Source organism: Tistlia consotensis USBA 355 (assembly GCF_900177295.1).
Classification (GTDB): Bacteria; Pseudomonadota; Alphaproteobacteria; order Kiloniellales; family DSM-21159; genus Tistlia; species Tistlia consotensis.
Map to the genome: position 1 here is coordinate 89,477 of NZ_FWZX01000003.1, position 15,887 is coordinate 105,363.

At 73.7% G+C, this 15,887-nt stretch carries 18 protein-coding genes; 16 read left to right on the forward strand and 2 right to left on the reverse strand.

Annotated elements, in window-relative coordinates:
- The first annotated feature begins 67 nt into the window (after positions 1–67).
- Positions 68–742 carry a TetR/AcrR family transcriptional regulator gene (locus B9O00_RS05890; protein ID WP_085121539.1) on the forward strand — a complete coding sequence of 225 codons (675 nt, stop codon included), beginning with the start codon at positions 68–70 and terminating at the stop codon, positions 740–742.
- Complete coding sequence (locus B9O00_RS05895; RefSeq protein WP_085121540.1) at positions 739–1,401, forward strand: HAD family hydrolase; 663 nt, start codon at positions 739–741, stop codon at positions 1,399–1,401. Before B9O00_RS05890 ends, B9O00_RS05895 begins: the two co-directional genes overlap by 4 nt.
- A 7-nt stretch (positions 1,402–1,408) precedes the next feature.
- On the opposite strand, the gene B9O00_RS05900 is transcribed toward B9O00_RS05895, so the two are convergent.
- Positions 1,409–1,816 (reverse strand): winged helix-turn-helix transcriptional regulator, encoded by a 408-nt coding sequence (locus tag B9O00_RS05900; protein ID WP_085121541.1) that lies wholly within the window; start codon positions 1,814–1,816, stop codon positions 1,409–1,411.
- A 115-nt stretch (positions 1,817–1,931) separates the two neighbouring features.
- Here B9O00_RS05900 and B9O00_RS05905 point away from each other — a divergent pair, with 115 nt between their 5' ends.
- On the forward strand, positions 1,932–2,825 hold the full coding sequence (locus B9O00_RS05905; protein WP_085121542.1) for an NAD(P)H-binding protein: 894 nt from the start codon (positions 1,932–1,934) through the stop codon (positions 2,823–2,825).
- Here B9O00_RS05905 and B9O00_RS05910 read toward each other — a convergent pair.
- Positions 2,806–3,402, reverse strand: a complete 597-nt coding sequence (locus tag B9O00_RS05910) for a GNAT family N-acetyltransferase (protein ID WP_085121543.1) — start codon at positions 3,400–3,402, stop codon at positions 2,806–2,808. The two genes, B9O00_RS05905 and B9O00_RS05910, sit on opposite strands and share 20 nt — an antisense overlap.
- 310 nt (positions 3,403–3,712) lie before the next feature.
- Between B9O00_RS05910 and B9O00_RS05915 the strand changes: the two genes are divergently transcribed.
- Genes B9O00_RS05915 through B9O00_RS05975 form a run of 13 tightly spaced genes read left to right on the forward strand, consistent with a single transcriptional unit; the run spans position 3,713 to position 15,887 of the window.
- Positions 3,713–3,976: a hypothetical protein gene (locus B9O00_RS05915; RefSeq protein WP_143596161.1), complete on the forward strand. Its 264-nt coding sequence runs from the start codon at positions 3,713–3,715 to the stop codon at positions 3,974–3,976.
- 27 nt (positions 3,977–4,003) lie between these two features.
- Positions 4,004–4,639, forward strand: a complete 636-nt coding sequence (locus B9O00_RS05920) for a Pvc16 family protein (RefSeq protein WP_085121545.1) — start codon at positions 4,004–4,006, stop codon at positions 4,637–4,639.
- Entirely contained in the window at positions 4,636–5,787 is a 1,152-nt protein-coding gene (locus B9O00_RS05925) for a hypothetical protein (RefSeq protein ID WP_085121546.1), read from the forward strand. Before B9O00_RS05920 ends, B9O00_RS05925 begins: the two co-directional genes overlap by 4 nt.
- A gap of 60 nt (positions 5,788–5,847) precedes the next feature.
- On the forward strand, positions 5,848–8,988 hold the full coding sequence (locus B9O00_RS33410; protein WP_085121547.1) for a phage tail sheath subtilisin-like domain-containing protein: 3,141 nt from the start codon (positions 5,848–5,850) through the stop codon (positions 8,986–8,988).
- Between the two features lie 38 nt (positions 8,989–9,026).
- A complete protein-coding gene (locus B9O00_RS05935; protein WP_085121548.1) occupies positions 9,027–9,467 on the forward strand; it encodes a phage tail protein in 441 nt (146 codons plus the stop codon).
- A gap of 18 nt (positions 9,468–9,485) precedes the next feature.
- A complete protein-coding gene (locus B9O00_RS05940) occupies positions 9,486–11,438 on the forward strand; it encodes a phage tail sheath C-terminal domain-containing protein (RefSeq protein ID WP_085121549.1) in 1,953 nt (650 codons plus the stop codon).
- Positions 11,438–12,001 carry a phage tail protein gene (locus tag B9O00_RS05945; protein ID WP_085121550.1) on the forward strand — a complete coding sequence of 188 codons (564 nt, stop codon included), beginning with the start codon at positions 11,438–11,440 and terminating at the stop codon, positions 11,999–12,001. Before B9O00_RS05940 ends, B9O00_RS05945 begins: the two co-directional genes overlap by 1 nt.
- A gap of 23 nt (positions 12,002–12,024) precedes the next feature.
- Positions 12,025–12,234 carry a hypothetical protein gene (locus B9O00_RS05950; RefSeq protein WP_085121551.1) on the forward strand — a complete coding sequence of 70 codons (210 nt, stop codon included), beginning with the start codon at positions 12,025–12,027 and terminating at the stop codon, positions 12,232–12,234.
- Complete coding sequence (locus B9O00_RS05955; RefSeq protein WP_085121552.1) at positions 12,231–12,953, forward strand: CIS tube protein; 723 nt, start codon at positions 12,231–12,233, stop codon at positions 12,951–12,953. Before B9O00_RS05950 ends, B9O00_RS05955 begins: the two co-directional genes overlap by 4 nt.
- Positions 12,950–14,167, forward strand: a complete 1,218-nt coding sequence (locus B9O00_RS05960; RefSeq protein ID WP_085121553.1) for a phage late control D family protein — start codon at positions 12,950–12,952, stop codon at positions 14,165–14,167. Before B9O00_RS05955 ends, B9O00_RS05960 begins: the two co-directional genes overlap by 4 nt.
- The gene (locus B9O00_RS05965; protein WP_085121554.1) at positions 14,164–14,673 is read left to right on the forward strand and encodes a phage baseplate assembly protein V; all 510 of its coding nucleotides are present in this window, start codon (positions 14,164–14,166) and stop codon (positions 14,671–14,673) included. Before B9O00_RS05960 ends, B9O00_RS05965 begins: the two co-directional genes overlap by 4 nt.
- 15 nt (positions 14,674–14,688) lie before the next feature.
- Positions 14,689–15,465, forward strand: a complete 777-nt coding sequence (locus B9O00_RS05970; RefSeq protein WP_085121555.1) for a hypothetical protein — start codon at positions 14,689–14,691, stop codon at positions 15,463–15,465.
- Positions 15,462–15,887, forward strand: coding sequence for a GPW/gp25 family protein (locus B9O00_RS05975; RefSeq protein ID WP_085121556.1), 426 nt, complete (start codon positions 15,462–15,464; stop codon positions 15,885–15,887). The genes B9O00_RS05970 and B9O00_RS05975 overlap by 4 nt, the downstream gene beginning before the upstream one ends.

Below are 15,887 nucleotides of genomic sequence, written 5' to 3' on the forward strand. Positions count from 1 at the left end.
CCGAAAGATCGAACATCGTTAAATTCGCCGTCAAGGATCGTGGCGGTATAGGCGGAAATCGAGGGTCATGGGGCTTCCCGGCCGGAAGACGAATGGCGAGGGCACCGGCACGCCGCGGCGCAGCCGCCGCACGGCGGCCGGCGAGCTGAAGCGCGGCCTGATCCTGGAGGCGGCGCGCGCGGTCTTCGAGTCCGAGGGGCTCGACGGCGCCTCGCTGCGCGCGATCGCCGCCAAGGCCGGCTATACGCCGGCCGCGCTCTACTTCCACTTCGAGTCCAAGGAGGCGATCTACGCCGAGGTCCTGCAGGCCTCGATGGCGCGCCTCGGCGCCGCCATGACTCGCCGCGCCGCCCGGGCGAAGAGCCCGGCCGAGCGCCTGCGGGCGGCCGCCATGGGCTTCTTCGACTTCTACCAGAAGAACCCGCGCGACCTCGATCTCGGCTTCTACCTGTTCCGCGGCGGCATGAAGCCGCGCGGCCTGGGCGCCGAGCGCGACCGGGCGCTCAACGCCGCCCTCGCCGCCCTGCTCGAGCCGATCGCCCTGGCCGCCGAGGAGCTCGGCGCCGGCCGCGCCGAGGCCGAGCGGCTGATGGTCGAGTGCTTCGCCCATGCCGCCGGCCTGCTGCTGCTCGCCCACACCGGCCGCATCCGCATGTTCGGCGCCTCGGCGCCGCGGCTGATGGCGAGCTACCTCGACGAGAAGCTGGAGCGCCTCGGCACCGGCCCGGCCGGCCCCGCATGACGCCCGAGCTGCTGATCTTCGACTGCGACGGCGTGCTGATCGACAGCGAGGCGCTGGTCTGCAACGCCGACGCCGAGGAGCTGACGCGGATCGGCTACCCGATCACCGGCGAGGAGATGGCGCGGCGCTTCGCCGGCGTGCCGGGCGCCGTCGCGCTGGCGGAGCTGGAGCGCGAGATGGGCCGGCCGCTGCCGGAGGGCTTCCACGCCCGCTGCGAGGCCAAGGCGATGGCGCTCTACCGCAGCGAGCTGCGGGCCCTGCCCCGGGCCGCGGAGACCATCGCTGCCCTGCCCTTCCCGCGCTGCGTCGCCAGCAGCAGCCGCCCGGCCAAGCTGGCGCTCGGCCTGGTCGAGACCGGGCTCTACGAGCTGTTCTATCCGCACCTCTTCTCGACGGTCCTGGTCGCCAACGGCAAGCCGGCCCCCGACCTGTTCCTGCACGCGGCCGCGGCGCTGGGCGCGACGACGGCCGGCTGCCTGGTGATCGAGGACAGCATCGCCGGCGTCACCGCGGCACGGGCCGCCGGCATGCGCATCGTCGGCTTCACGGGCGGCAGCCACTGCGGAGCGGACCACGGCGAGCGCCTGCGCGCGGCCGGCGCCGTGGCGATCGTCCCGGGCTACGCCGAGCTGCCGGCCGCGATCGCGGCCCTGGACTGAGACGGCGCTACTCCGCCGCCTGCTGCTCCCGGTCGTAGCGCGCCCGCGCGGCCCGGATCGCGCCGTGGTTGGCCTCGGCCCAGCCGACCAGCGGCGCCAGCGGCTCCAGCAGCGAGCGACCGAGCTCGGACAGGCGGTACTCCACGCTCGGCGGCTTGGTCGGGAAGACCGTGCGCAGCACCAGGCCGTCGCGCTCCAGGTCCCGCAGGCTCTGGGTCAGCATCCGCTGGGAGATGTCCGGGATCGCCCGCCGCAGCGCGCTGAAGCGGTGGGCGCCACCGGCCAGGATGATGACGATCAGCGTCGACCACTTGTCGCCGAGCTGGTCGAGCACGTCGCGCACCGGGCAGCCGCCCGGATCGAGACCCTCGGCCTGCCAGGCCCGGTAGCGCTCGCTCAGGCTCTCGTCAGCCATGACAGGGTTACCTCCAGCTCACCAGGTCCCGGAAAACTGCCTCCTTCTGCGGCGATCCGCGAGTCTCTATTTGAGACCAGCACTCGTTTTCGCACCAAAACCGAAGGACATTGCCATGCCCGCTTCCACGCCCCTGCTCGTCGCCGGCGCCGGCGGCGCCCTCGGCCGCCGCGTCGTCGAGCTGCTGCTCGAGGCCGAGGCCGGACCGGTGATCGCCGCGACCCGCAGCCCCGAGAAGCTCGCCGACCTCGCGGCCCGCGGCGTCACGCTGCGCCGCGCCGACCTCGACGAGCCGGCCACGCTGGAGACCGCCTTCGCCGGAGCCGGCCGCCTGCTGCTGGTCTCGACCGGCGCCCTGCTGACGCCGGGTCAGCGCCTGGCCCAGCACCGCGCCGCGATCGCCGCCGCCGAGCGCGCCGGCGTCTCCCACCTGGTCTACACCTCCTCGGTCGCGCCCCTGTCGAAGCCGGCGGGCGGCCTGCTCGACGACCACTTCTGGACCGAGGCGGCGCTCTTCGCCAGCCGGCTCGACTGGACGGTCCTGCGCAACAACCTCTACGCCGAGGTGATCCTGATGGGCATCGGCCACGCGCTGCAGACCGGCCAGCTGTTCAGCGCGACCGCCGGCGCCGGCCGCTCCTACGTCAGCCGCGAGGATTGCGCCCGGGCCGCGGCCGCCGCCCTGGCCTCGGCGGAAGGACGCGCGGTCTGGGACGTCACCGGCCCCGCCGCGGTGACCCAGGACGCGCTGGCGGCGCTGGTCGCCGAGCTGGCCGGCCGGCCGCTGCGCCACGTCGCGGTCGGCCCGGAGGACCTGCGGCAGGGGCTGCTCGGCGCCGGCCTGCCGCCGATCCTGGCCGAGGGCCTGGTCGACTTCGATGTCGCTGCCGCCCAGGGCTACCACGCCGTCGTGACGCTGACGGTTGCGCAGCTGACCGGCCGCCGCCCGACGAGCCTGCCCGACTTCCTCGCCGCCAACCGGGCCGCGCTCACAGCCGCAGCCGCATGATCGGACGGGTCGGCGAGGGCCGGGCGACCTCCGCGAAGCCGGCGTCGCGGAACGCCGCGGCGAAGCCGGTCCAGGCGTAGACCGGGGGGTAGTCGGCCTTCGCCGGCTCGATCGGGTAGCCTTCCAGCATCGCCGCTCCGTGCGTCCGCGCGAAGTCCGCCGCCGCCCGCAGCAAGGCGACCGCCAGGCCGCGCCTGCGGTGGCTGCGGCGAACCAGGAAGCAGGTCACCGACCAGACCGGCACGTCGTCGACCGGCTTCAGCAGCCGCGAGCTCGCCAGCCGCGGAAAGGCGGCGCGCGGTGCCAGGGAGCACCAGCCGACCGCCTCGGCACCGTCGTAGGCCAGCAGGCCGGGCGGCACCGGGCCGTCGAACAGGGCCTGCATGGCCCGGCGGTTGCCGGCGCCGTTCTCGGCGCTGCCGGCCTGGAAGGCCGGGCGCGGCAGGCGCCAGAGCAGGCACCAGCAGCCGCCCGAGCCGCCCTTCGGCCCCATCAGGGCCTCGAAGTCGTCCCAGCGCTCCGCCGTCGCCGGCTCGATGCGCCATGCGGATCCCGTGGAAGCCTCGGCGAGGGGCATGCGGCAGTCTCCCGTAGCGACGTCGGGAAGACCCTACCACCGAACGAACAAAGAAGGAACATCGAGGCGAGGCGACGGCCGCCGGGTCGCAAAAGACCCACTGCGCCGATCGGCACCCACCCTCTCCGCCCCCCTCGGCAGGGCCGGACTCCGCCGTTTCCGGCGCGCCGACGGCCGCATCGACGGGCTGCAGCCGGTGGGCGCGCGCGGTCCCACCTCGTCCGAGAGCGCCAGGTCAAGCCTCTGAAAAGATTGCACTCTCGCCTTTGGCATGGCGCTTGCGGACCCAGAGCAGCAGGGAACCCGGAGGATGACTGAGTCCGATGCTGGCGACAGCGCACCAGGCAGGGTGGAGAGCGAGATCCTGGCCTATCTCCGGATGCGGCCCTCTGCCGTCGACACGGCCCGCGGGGTCCGCGAATGGTGGCTCGCCCGCCTGCAGCCGCGTCCGGTCGCCGGCGAGGTCGAATCGGCGCTCGAGCGGCTGGCGCGGGCCGGGCTGGTCCGCTGCAGGACCAATCCGGACGGAACGGTGCTCTGGTTCGCAGCCCCCCCGGGCGCGGGCGAGGCCTAGCCCCGGCCGCCGCGACGGAACGCCGACATGAGCACGGCGTTGCTCGCCGCCAGCCAGTCCGTTCAGGCCGTGCTGCTCGCGGCACTGCAGGCCGACACGGCACTCGGCGTGCTGTTCCCGCCCCTCGGAGCCTCGGTGGTTTCGCTCGCGACGCCCGACGGCATGGTCGCCCTGGACCAGACGGGCGTCTCGATCTGGCTCTACCGTGTCGTCCGCGACGAGCAGCTGCTCAACCAGCCGCCGCGCCGCCTGCCGCCGGACCGGCTGCAGGCGGTGCCGCTGCCGATGCGGCTGCACTACCTCGTCACGCCGATGATGCGCGGCAACGCCGGCGAGCCGGCGCCGGAGACCGACCAGCACGTGCTCGGCGCGATCCTGCGGACCTTCCATCGGCAGCCGAGCCTGAGCGGCGCGGCGCTGGCCGGATCGCTGCGCGGCACCGACCAGCGGATCCGGGTCAACCTCGAAAGCCCGCCGATCGACGAGCTCGCCCGCGTCTGGGACACGCTGGACCAGCCCTACCGGGCCAGCCTCTGCTACGAGGTGAGCGTGGTCGAGGTCGAGAGCGACCGGCCCGACGCCCATGGCCCGCCGGTCCTGCAGTCCGAACCCGGCCTCGGCCAGGCCAGCCCGCTCCTCCATCCGGCGGGGGCGCTGCCGTGACCGGCACGCTGGTCAATGCCGCCGGACTCGACTGGCGCTACCGGCCCGAGCCGGCCTTGCCGGCCGCGGCGCGCCACCAGGCGATCGCCGTCGCCCAGCTGGTGGACGAGCTGACCGGCCTGCCGCCGCGCGTTCCGCTGCGCGTGTCGACGCCCCAGGGCGGCCTCGTCGCCCGGGCCAGCGCCGGCGGCCTGGTCGGCCTCGCCGGCCGGCCGGCGGCGCTCTATCCGGACCCCTGGCCGGTCGTGTCGCCCTCGGTGTCGCTGCTGGCCGAAGCCGACGGCTTCCTGGCGCTGCCGCTGGCCGCCGAGCTGCCGCCTCAGCCCGGCTTCCCCGCCAGCTTCGTGCGGCAGGACTTCGGCACGGTGGCGCTGCACCGCCGGCCGACGCGGCTGAGCGGCCGGGCCGTCGACGCGGCCGGCGCGGCCGTGGCCGGCGCAAGCGTCGCGGTGACCGGCATCTGGACCACGACGGACGCCCTCCCGGACCCGGCCGCCGCGCCGAACGGCCTCAGCCTCTGGCCGGGGCTCTATGCCGACAGGCCGGCGGGCGCGACCGCGCAGCGGCGCACCCTGACCCTGCTGGCCGGCCCGAAGACCCTCGTGCAGCCGGCCGCGGCCGGCCAGACCAGGATCAGGCTCTCGGACCGGCAGTCGCTGCTGCTCGACCGCCCCCTGGCGATCGAGCCGGGCGACCCCGAGCGCACCGAGTACCTCGCGGCCGCGGCGATCGACGGCAGCTCCAGCGCCGACCAGCCGGCCTGGGTGACCCTGCACCATCCGCTCGCGCGGGCGCATCCGGCCGGCATCCAGGTGGTCCGCACCGCCTTCAACGCGCCAGGCGCCGCCAACGCCCTGACCAGCGCCGGCCGACGCGGCGACCAGAGCCTCCTGACCGCGGGCCTCGCCGGCCTGACGCCGGCCAACACGACGATCGAGATCTCCGGCGGGCCGGCGCCCGACGAACATCACGGCGTCGCGCTCTGGCGGACGGTCACCGGCCCGGACGGGCGCTTCAACCTGCCGCCGATCCACCGCGTCGCGCACCTCGAGCTGACCGCGAGCGGCGGCGGCCAGCCGCAGCCGGCGCGCCGCGTCGTCAGTCTGTCCGGCGCCCCCGAGGCGGTCGCCGATCTCGTCTTCCCGTGAGGGCCTACATGCACCGCCCGCCAGCCCACGCGCTGCGCCCTGACACCAAGGAGACCGTCCATGGCTGAGTACCTCGCGCCCGGTGTCTACGTCGAAGAGATCGACAGCGGCGCCAAGCCGATCGAAGGGGTCAGCACCTCGACCGCCGGCATGGTCGGGCTGGCCGAACGCGGGCCGCTCAACCGCCCGATCCTGGTCACCAGCGCCGGCGAGTTCTCGCGCTGGTTCGGCGGCCCGCTGCCGATCGACGAGTTCACCGACCCGGCCGACCCCGACCGGGCGCACTGCTACCTGCCCGATGCGGTGGGCGGCTTCTTCACCAACGGCGGCAAGCGCCTCTACGTCGTGCGCGTCGCGCCGGACGAGGCCCGGCGCGCCCAGGGCGCGCTGTTCGACCGCGGCGATCCCGACGATGCCGGGACCGTCCTGCTCCGGCGCGCCGGCCAGGGCGACGGCCTCGCCGCCTCGCCCCTCTACGTCCTGGACACCACCCTGGTCGGCGCGGGCTTCGTGCGGATCGGCGACGGCAGCCGCGCCGAGTACCTGCAGGTCGCGGCCGCGCCGGTCGCTGCCGACCGCCACGTGCCGCTCAGCCGCCCGCTCGCCCGCGCCCACGCGACGACGGCGAACGCGCTTTCCATCCATGCGCCGGCCGCGATCGCCGGCGGCCCCTTCTCGCTCGGCGCCGACGCGACGGCGGGCGCCGAGGTGATCGTGGTCGCCAGCCCGGCCAACCTGGCGGCCCAGGCCCTGCCGTTCCTGCTGCGCATGAGCACGGGCGGCGACACCGACATCGTCGCCGTGCGCACGGCCCCGGTCGCCCTGGGCGGCGGCCAGTTCCGGGTCGCGCTGAACGAGCGGCTGGGACAGGCCTACCCGGCCGCGACGGCGGTCGGGCTCTTCACCTCGGCGGCGGGCGCGAACACGCTCGCCGTGCCGGCGGCGCCCGGCGACGTCATCGTCTATGCCGACGCGAACATCGCCTTCGGCAACCTCGTCGTCGAGCTGGACCGCGGCACGGCCAACCATGAAGTGCGGGTCGCCGGCGAGCTGCGGAGCCTGACGCTGGCGCAGCCGCTGCCGGCCGGGACGCCGGCAGGCAGTGTGCTGTCTCACGTCACCCTGGCCGACGACGGCGGCATCGGCGCCAAGGCGCTGACCGCGCCCGCCGGCCCCGGCAGCCGTGTCCTGGCGCTCGACAACCGCGTCGACCTGGCGGTCGGCCAGGTGGTGCGGATCGGCGCCGGACTGGACGAGGAGTTCGGCACGATCATCGCCGTTCCGGGCGAGCGCGGCGCCGCCCCCGATGCCGGCAGCGTCACCCTGGCGCACGGGCTGTCGGGAAGCCACGCCGCGGGCGCCGCGCTGCGGGTCCAGCAGGCGCCGGCCTTCCCCGGCGGCGGCCACCAGGCGACCGTCACGGTGCTGGCCGCGGCGGCGGGCGACGGCGACATCCTGGTCGCGGCCGGCCAGAGCTACGCGGCCGGAGACGGCGTCCGCCTGCGGCTGCCCGGCGGCGCCACCAGCTACCATCGGATCGGCGGCAGCGTCGCGCCGGCCAACACCGGCCTGGTGACCCTGAGCGCCGGGCTCGCCCGCACCCACGAGATGGGCGAGACGGTGATCGAGCGCGCCGCGCTGATCGACGTCGAGGCGCTCGACGTCGGCGCCTGGGGCAACCGGCTGCTGGTCTCGGTCGAGGACGAGGCGAGCGGCCTGCTGGCCCGTGCGCAGACGGTGGCGCTCAACCCGCCGCTGCAGATGCGCCTGACCAGCCTGACCGGGGTCGAGCCCGGCACGCTGCTGGAGCTCGCCAACCCCGGCACCGGCGCCTCGGTCCTGCTCAAGGTGCGGCGCACCGACGCCTCCAACGGCAGCGTGACGCTCGACGGGCCGGGCCTGGACGCCGCGGCGCTCGCCGCGCTGGGGCCGATCGGCGGGCCGCTCGAGGTGCGCAGCCGCGAGTTCCGCGTGACCGTGTGGCTGCGCCGCCGGCCGGACCCGGCCGTGCCCTCGCGCAACGACCAGATCCAGGACTCCGAGACCTTCCGGCATCTGTCGATGGACCATCGCCACAGCCGCTACTTCCCGAGCGTGATCGGCGACCGCGCCGGCCCGCCGCGCCTGGAGGACGGCCGGCCGGAGGGCGAGTCGCGCTATCTCCGCGTCGCCGACCGCGCCGCCGACGCGGCCGCCACGGAGGCGATCCGGCCGGGCCCAGAGGCGCTGGTCGACCTGCTGCCGTCCGGCGTCGAGCGGGCGGCCCGCCACGCGCTGGCCGGCGGCGACGACTCCCTGGCGACCCTCGTCGACGCCACCTACCTGGGCGCGGACGCCGCCGAGCCGCTCGACCGCACCGGCCTGCAGGCGCTCCGCAACATCGCGCAGGTCAGCATCGTGTCGATCCCGGGCCAGGCGTCCCCGGCGCTCCAGGCCGGGCTGATCGCCCACTGCGAGCTGATGCGCTACCGCTTCGCCGTGCTCGATTCGGCAACCGCCGAGGCGACGCTGGCCGAGGTCCAGGCGCAGCGCCAGGCCTTCGACACCAAGTACGCCGCGCTCTACTACCCCTGGCTGACTGTGCCCGACCCGATGCCGGACAACCTGGCGCTGATCCGGGACTACCACCTGCCGCCCTCGGGCCACGTCATGGGCATCTTCGCCCGGACGGACGAGGAGCGGGGCGTGCACAAGGCGCCGGCCAACGAGGTCGTGCGCGGCATCACCGGCCTGTCGCGGCGGCTCGACAAGGGCGAGCAGGACATCCTCAACCCGAGCCCGGTGAACATCAACGTGATCCGGGACTTCCGGCCCGACGGGCGGAGCATCCGGGTGTGGGGCGCGCGCTGCATCACCTCGGACAGCGACTACAAGTACGTGCCGGTGCGGCGGCTGCTGATCTTCCTGGAGCAGTCGATCGAGCGCGGCCTGCAGTGGGTCGTGTTCGAGCCGAACGCCGAGGCGCTGTGGGCCCGCGTGCGGCGCACCACCGGCAACTTCCTGACCGACGTCTGGCGCTCCGGCGCGCTCGAGGGGACCAAGCCGGACGAGGCCTTCTTCGTCAAGTGCGACCGCACGACGATGACCCAGACCGACATCGACAACGGCCGGCTGATCTGCGTGATCGGCGTGGCGCCGGTCAAGCCCGCCGAGTTCGTGATCATCCGCATCGGCCTGATGACGGCCTCGGCCGAGAGCTGACCGGCCGGACCTGATCAGCCAGACAGGGAGACACCGCCATGGCCACCGGCGACCGCAACGACCCCTACCGCGGGTTCAACTTCCGCATCGAGATCGGCGGCCTGACCGTCGCCGCCTTCACCGAAGCCTCGGGGCTCGACGCCGACGGCGACCCGGTCGACTACCGCGAAGGCACCGACCGCGTGAACTGGGTGCGCAAGCTGCCCGGGCTGCGCAAGTACCCGAACATCGTGCTGAAGCGCGGCATCACCCAGAACAAGGAGCTTTGGGCCTGGTACCGCAACATCGCCAACGGCGTCGCCGACCGGCGCGACGGCACGATCGTGCTGATGAACGAGGCGCGCGAGGACGTGCTGCGCTGGAACTTCCGCAGCGCCTGGCCGAACAAGGTGACCGGCCCGAGCCTGAACGCCACTAGCAACGAGGTCGTCATGGAGAGCGTCGAGCTCTGCCACGAGGGCCTGGACATCGACGTCTAGCCGGAGGGACGCGAAGCGATGCTCGGCCTGCCCGACACCCCCGGCGTCTACATCCAGCGCAGCGACCGCAGCGGCGCCGGCGTGGCGGTGGTGCGCACGGACGTCACGGGCTTCGTCGGCCTCGCCGAGAAGGGACCCCTGGGCCGGCCGGTGCGCGTCGAGACGATGCGGCAGTTCGCGGCGCTGTTCGGCGGCTATCTCGGCGGCGCCTACCTGGCCTACAGCGTCCGCGCCTTCTTCGAGAACGGCGGCCGCCGCTGCCTGGTCGTGCGCGTCGCCGACGACGACCCGGCGGTCGGCGCCGAGGCCGCCTCGCGGATCGTCCTGGACAGCGGCGGCGCGCCTGCCCTCGAGATCGCCGCCTCGAGCCCCGGCAGCTGGGGCAACGGGCTGAGCGTCGCGATCAACCCGGCCTGGCGCGCCGAGACGATCGTCGTCGACCCGCCCGTCACGGCGACGGCCCTGACCGTGCCGGCGACCGGGACCTTCGCCGCCGGACAGCTGCTGCGCGTCAGCCAGGCGGGCTCGCCGCCGCAGTACCGCATCCTCGCCGCCGTCGATCCGGCGGCGCGCCGGCTCTACTTCGTCCATCCGGAGCCCGCCCTCAGGCGGCCGACCGAGGCGCCGCTGACCGCCCTGCAGCCGGCCGTGCCGCTGCGGATCGAGCGCCTGGACTACGACCTTGCCGTCGCCCGCGACGGCCTGCCGGTCTCGGTCCATGCCGGCCTCGGCCTGGTCGCCGGCGCGCCGCGCTACATCGGCGACCTCCTGCAGCCGCTCGTCCCCGATCGCGACGGCGTGCTGCCGAGCGCGCCGCCGCCGATCGCCGTGACCGTCATGGAACGACCGGCGACCGCGGTGCCGCTGCCGCTCGACGTCGTCGCCGGCGTGCCGCTGCCGCTGAGCGGCGGGCGCGACGGCCTCGCCGAGCTGGCGCCGGCCGACTTCAAGGCCGGCCTGGCGGCGCTCGAGGCACAGCGCGAGGTCTCGATCCTGGCCGTGCCGGACATCCTGATCGAGCCGCTGCGGCGGCCGACGCTGCCCTACAGCCCGCCGGCCGAGGACCCCTGCCCGGTCTGCCCGCAGCCGGTGCCGCCGGCGGAGCCGCTGCCGCCGCCGGCCGCCGAGCTGCCGCCCCGCTTCTCCGACGAGGCGATCGGCGAGGTCCAGGCCGCGATGATCGAGCAGTGCGAGAGGCTGCGCGACCGCGTCGCCCTGATCGATCCGCCGTGGCGCGCGGTGCACGCGGACGCGGTCGGTCTGGGGCTGGTCCAGGCCTGGCGCAGTCGCTTCGACAGCGCCTTCGGGGCGCTCTACCTGCCCTGGCTGGCGGTGCCCGATCCCCTCGGCCTCGCCCCGACCCGCAGCATCCCGCCCTCGGGGCACGTCGCCGGCCAGCTCGCGGCGACGGACCTCGCGACCGGCCCGCACAAGGCCGCGGCGAACACGCCGCTCGGCTGGGCGCAGGCGGCGAGCCTGGCCGTCGACGCGGCCGGCCACGGCCTGCTCAACGGTGCCGGGGTGAACGTCATCGCCGCGCGCGACGGACGGCCCCTGCGCATCCTCGGCGCACGCACCCTGAGCAGCGATCCGGCCTGGCGCTACCTGCCGGTCCGCCGCTTCGTCTCGATGCTGCGCCGCGCCCTCGACGGCGCGACGCAGTGGGCGGTCTTCGAGCCGAACAGCGCGGAGACGCGCGCCCTGCTCGTGCAGTCCATCGGCATCTTCCTGGAATCGCTGCGGCGCGGCGGCGCCCTGGCCGGGGATCGGCCGGCCGACGCCTTCCGCGTGCGCTGCGACGAGTCCAACAACCCGCCCTCGGCCCGGGCGAGGGGCGAGCTCGTGGTCGACATCGCCGTGGCCCCGGCCCGGCCCCTGGAGTTCATCCTGCTGCGCCTGGGTCGCCGCGACGACGCCTTCGAGCTCGCCGAACAGGGTGCGCTCGCCGTCGAAAGCGTGGGAGCGGTCTGATGCCGACAGCCATCCGCCGCGATCCCGTCCTCGGCTACAACTTCTCGGTGGCGCTGCTGCCCTCGAAGAGCGCCGACGGGCCCGGCACCGGCACCATCGCGCTCTCGACCGCGGGCACGCGCAGCTACGCCGGCTTCTCCGAGGTCTCCGGCCTCGAGCTCACCATGGCGGTCGAGGACTACGAGGCGGGCGGCGTCAACGACGCCGTGCTCAAGTTCCCCGGCCGGGTGCGCTGGTCGAACCTGGTCCTGAAGCGCGGCGTCGTCGGCCGGCGAGACCCGCTCGACGACACCGACCTCTGGACCTGGTTCAACGACTTCCTGGAAGGCCGGGGCACCCGCAAGGACGGGCTGGTCACGCTGCTCCAGCCCGACGGCAGCCCGGTCCACGTCTGGTCGTTCCGGCGTGGGCTGCCGGCCCGCTGGGTCGGCCCGACGCTCAACGCCGGGCGCTCCGAGGTGGCCGTCGAATCGCTGGAGATCGCCCACGAGGGCATCCGCCGCGAGGACGCGGGCGGCGCCCTGGGCGCCGCCGTCGGCAGCATCCTCGGCGCGATCTTCTGAGGCGCGGAGAGGACGAGGGCGAGATGCAGGTGGAGATCGACGAGGTGGTCAGCAGGATCCGGGTCACGGACGGCGGTTCGGGGCTGAGCGCCCGCGAGCTGCAGCGCCTGATCGACGCGGTGCTGCGCGCCGTCGACGACCGCCTGGGACGCGAGCGCCGCCGCGGCCTGGCGACCGACGTCGCCGACGACGGCCGCGGCGGCATCAGCCGCGAGACGGGAGGTCAGCCATGACCGCCGCAGCGCCTCCGGGACGGGCCTACCTCGTCGCCCACTGGCACGTCGGCGACAGCGACCCGATCCCGGTGCAGTACAACCCGACCGAGCTGGTCCTGGAGAAGCGCGTCCAGTTCGCCGAGATCGCGATCCCCGGCCTCACCGCGCCGCTCCAGCAGTTCGTGCGCGGCCAGGCGGAGGTCCTGACGGTCGAGCTGTTCTTCGACACCGCCGACAAGGGCATGGGGGCGCAGGCGACCAGCGTCACCACCGAGACCGACAAGATCTACTCCCTGGCGCGCATCGAGCCCTCGGGCCATGCGCCGCCGCCGGTCACCTTCCACTGGGGCGCGGGCTTTCCGGGCGAGAACCTGGCGGATCAGCTCGAAGGCCAGCTCCGCGAGAGCTTCACCGGCGTCATCGCCAGCATCCGCCAGACCTTCACGCTGTTCTCGGCCGGCGGCGTGCCGCTGCGCGCCAAGCTCGCGCTCACGATCAACGAGTACAAGACCCTCGGCAATCAGCTCGACGAGCTCAACCTCTCCTCGCCCGACCGCACCCACAGCCATGTCCTGAGCAGCAGCGACCAGCTCTGGTCGGTCGCGCAGCGCTACTACAGCCGGCCGGCCGAGTGGCGGCGCATCGCGGAGGCCAACGGCCTCGCCGACCCGCGCCGGCTCGAGGCCGGCCTGCGCCTGGCGGTGCCCGCCATCGACGGCGGAAGGCGCAGCCGATGACCGCCGCCTTTCGCACCGTCCTGGAAGAGGCCGCGCGGCCGGGCAACCGCTTCTTCTACGCGCCCGCCTTCCAGGTCCGGATCGACGGCGAGAACCTGCCGCAGAACGTGCTGCGCGACGTCCTGGAGCTCAAGTACGTCGACGGCCTGACCGAGATCGACAGCTTCGAGATCACCGTCAACAACTGGGACCCGGACAGCCGCAGCTTCAAGTTCATCGGCTCCGAGCCGGCCGACTACATGACCGGCGGCGACGCCGCGACCCGCCTCTACCGCCTGTTCCAGCCCTGCGAGAAGACCGTCGAGATCCGGCTCGGCTACGCCGACGAGCTGGTCACGATGATGCTCGCCAACTTCACCACGATGGAGCCGCACTTCCCCGCCAGCGCCGCGCCGACCCTGACCGTGACCGGGCTCAACGTGCTGCACCAGCTGCGGCGCAAGAAGTACACGACGGCCTGGGTCAGCAGGACGCCGAGCTGGATCGCGCGCAACATCGCGACGCTGCGCGACCACGGCCAGCCGCGCTTCCCCCTGCCGATCGCCGTCGACCCCGAGGCCGAAGGCCGGGAGCCGGCGCTCGACTACACCGCCCAGACCAGCCAGTACGACGTCGACTTCCTGCTCAATCTGGCGCGCCAGCACGGCTACGAGCTGGTCGTGCAGGAGGCCAACGAGGAGGCCGGGACGCCGCGCCAGCTCTACTTCGGGCCGGGCGCCTCGGCGCGGCCGCCGGTCAACTTCCGGCTCGACTGGGGCAGCACGCTGATCGAGTTCGAGCCGACGATCACCAGCCACAACCAGTGGAAGTCGGTGACCGTCAACGGCTGGGACCGCCAGGCCCAGCGGCCGATCCGCGAGACCGTCAACTTCGACGACCCCGAGCTGCGTCGCCTCAACGCCGACCTGCGCGAGTTCGTGCAGTGCGACCCGCGCGAGGAGCTGGTCGTCGACCGCCCGATGTTCTCGCGCGACCAGGCGCGCGACCTGGCGCGGTCGATCCTGCGCGACCGCGCCGCTTCGGTCGTCAAGGCCAAGGGCACCAGCGTCGGCCTGCCCGACCTGAGGGCCGGCACCAAGGTCTACATCGGCCATCTCGGCGCGCGCCTGTCCGGCGAGTACCTCGTGACCAAGACCGGGCACGGCCTGACCGACGCCGGCTATACGGTCCGCTTCGAGGCGCGTCGCGAGCAGCTGGGGGAGGCCGGCTCATGAGATCCGGTCGGATGCCCGGACTGGTGCTCGCGACGGTCACGGCGGTCGACGACCCGCTGAAGCAGGGCCGCATCAAGGTGACCTTCCCCTGGCTCGACGAGAGCCTCGAGAGCGACTGGGTGCCGGTCGCGGCCCCCTTCGCCGGCAACGACCGCGGCCTCTACATGATGCCGGAGGTCGGCGACGAGATGGTGCTCGGCTTCCTGCAGGGCGACTTCAACCATCCGGTCGTGCTCGGCGCCCTCTGGAATGGCCAGGCCAGGGCGCCGTCCGACGACCCGCGCCAGCGCATGATCCGCTCGGTCAACGGCCACACCATCCGCTTCGTCGATTCGACGCCGAGCGCCGGCGACAAGGGCGCGCTGATCATCGAGGACGGCCACGGCAACAAGGTCGTCATGGCCAACACGCACCTGCTGGTCCAGGCCGTCGGCACGCTGGTGATCCAGGGCGCGAGCATCGTGATCAACGGCCGGCCGGTCACCCCCGGCGCCAACCCGATCTGAGCGGAGGAGACCTCGATGCCGACCCTCGACATCCCGCTCCCCGAAGCGCTCACGAAGGCGCTGGAAGAGCCGCGCTGTGCGGACCTGCGCCTGCCCAAGGCGAGCTTCCCGGAGCTGCGGCTGCCGACGGGCGGCACGATCAAGGGCATCGCCGACGTCACCAAGGGCATCCCCAGCGACTGCTCGATGAACGTCTCGCTGGCGCTCCAGGTGGCGCCGATCATGGCCAGCATGGAATGCCTGCTGAAGGTGCTGAAGTTCCTCGGCGTCCTGATCAAGACCTTCCAGAACCTGAGCACGGGCAACGTCGCCGGCATCCCCGGCGGTCTCGGCGACATCGCGAAGGCCGGCGCCGACGTCGCCGAATGCATCGGCATGGTCGCCTCCCCCGCGATCCCCTTCGGCCAGTTCATCAAGGACCTGCTGCTGATGATCGCGAAGATGCTGAAGTGCATGCTGCAGTCGCTGACGAGCATCGTCGAGCTGCTCGACGGCCTGGAGCTGGAGATCGCGTCGGCGGCGCAGAACGGCAACGACGCGCTGGCCGCCCAGCTCGAATGCGCCAAGGAGAACGCCATGCTGGCGGCCGACGGCGCGATGCAGTCGATCGACCCGATCGCCACGATCCTGGCGCTCGCCGAGCCGTTCCTCGGGCTGCTGCCCGGCGCCCCGACCATCCAGCTGCCGCAGCTCGCCTCGGACGCCTCGCTCGACAGCCTGAAGCAGACGCTCACGACCCTCGAGCAGGTGGTCCAGGCCATCGAGGGTGCCGCGGAGGCCATCCCGGTATGACCACGACCTTCCCCTCGCAGACGCCGGAGCCGCGCGCCTTCCTCGGCAAGGGGCTCGCCTTCCCGCTCGCCGTGACGCCCCACGGCAGGCTCGCCGCCACCGCGGGCGAAGCCAAGGTCGAGCAGTCGATCTGGCTGATCCTCTCGACCGCGCTCGGCGAGCGCGTCATGCGCCCCTCCCTCGGCTGCGCCGCCCACAACGAGCTGTTCGGGCCGGCCAACAGCGCGACCGTCATGCGCATCGTCGACCAGGTGCGCCGCTGCCTGACCGACCAGGAGCCGCGCATCGCGGTGCTCGAGGTCACGGCGGAGCTGCCGGCCAGCGACGGCAACGTCCTGCTGATCCGCATCGACTACCGGCTGCGCAGCAACAACGCGATGACCAACCTGGTCTACCCCTTCTTCATCCGCGAAGGGGTCTAG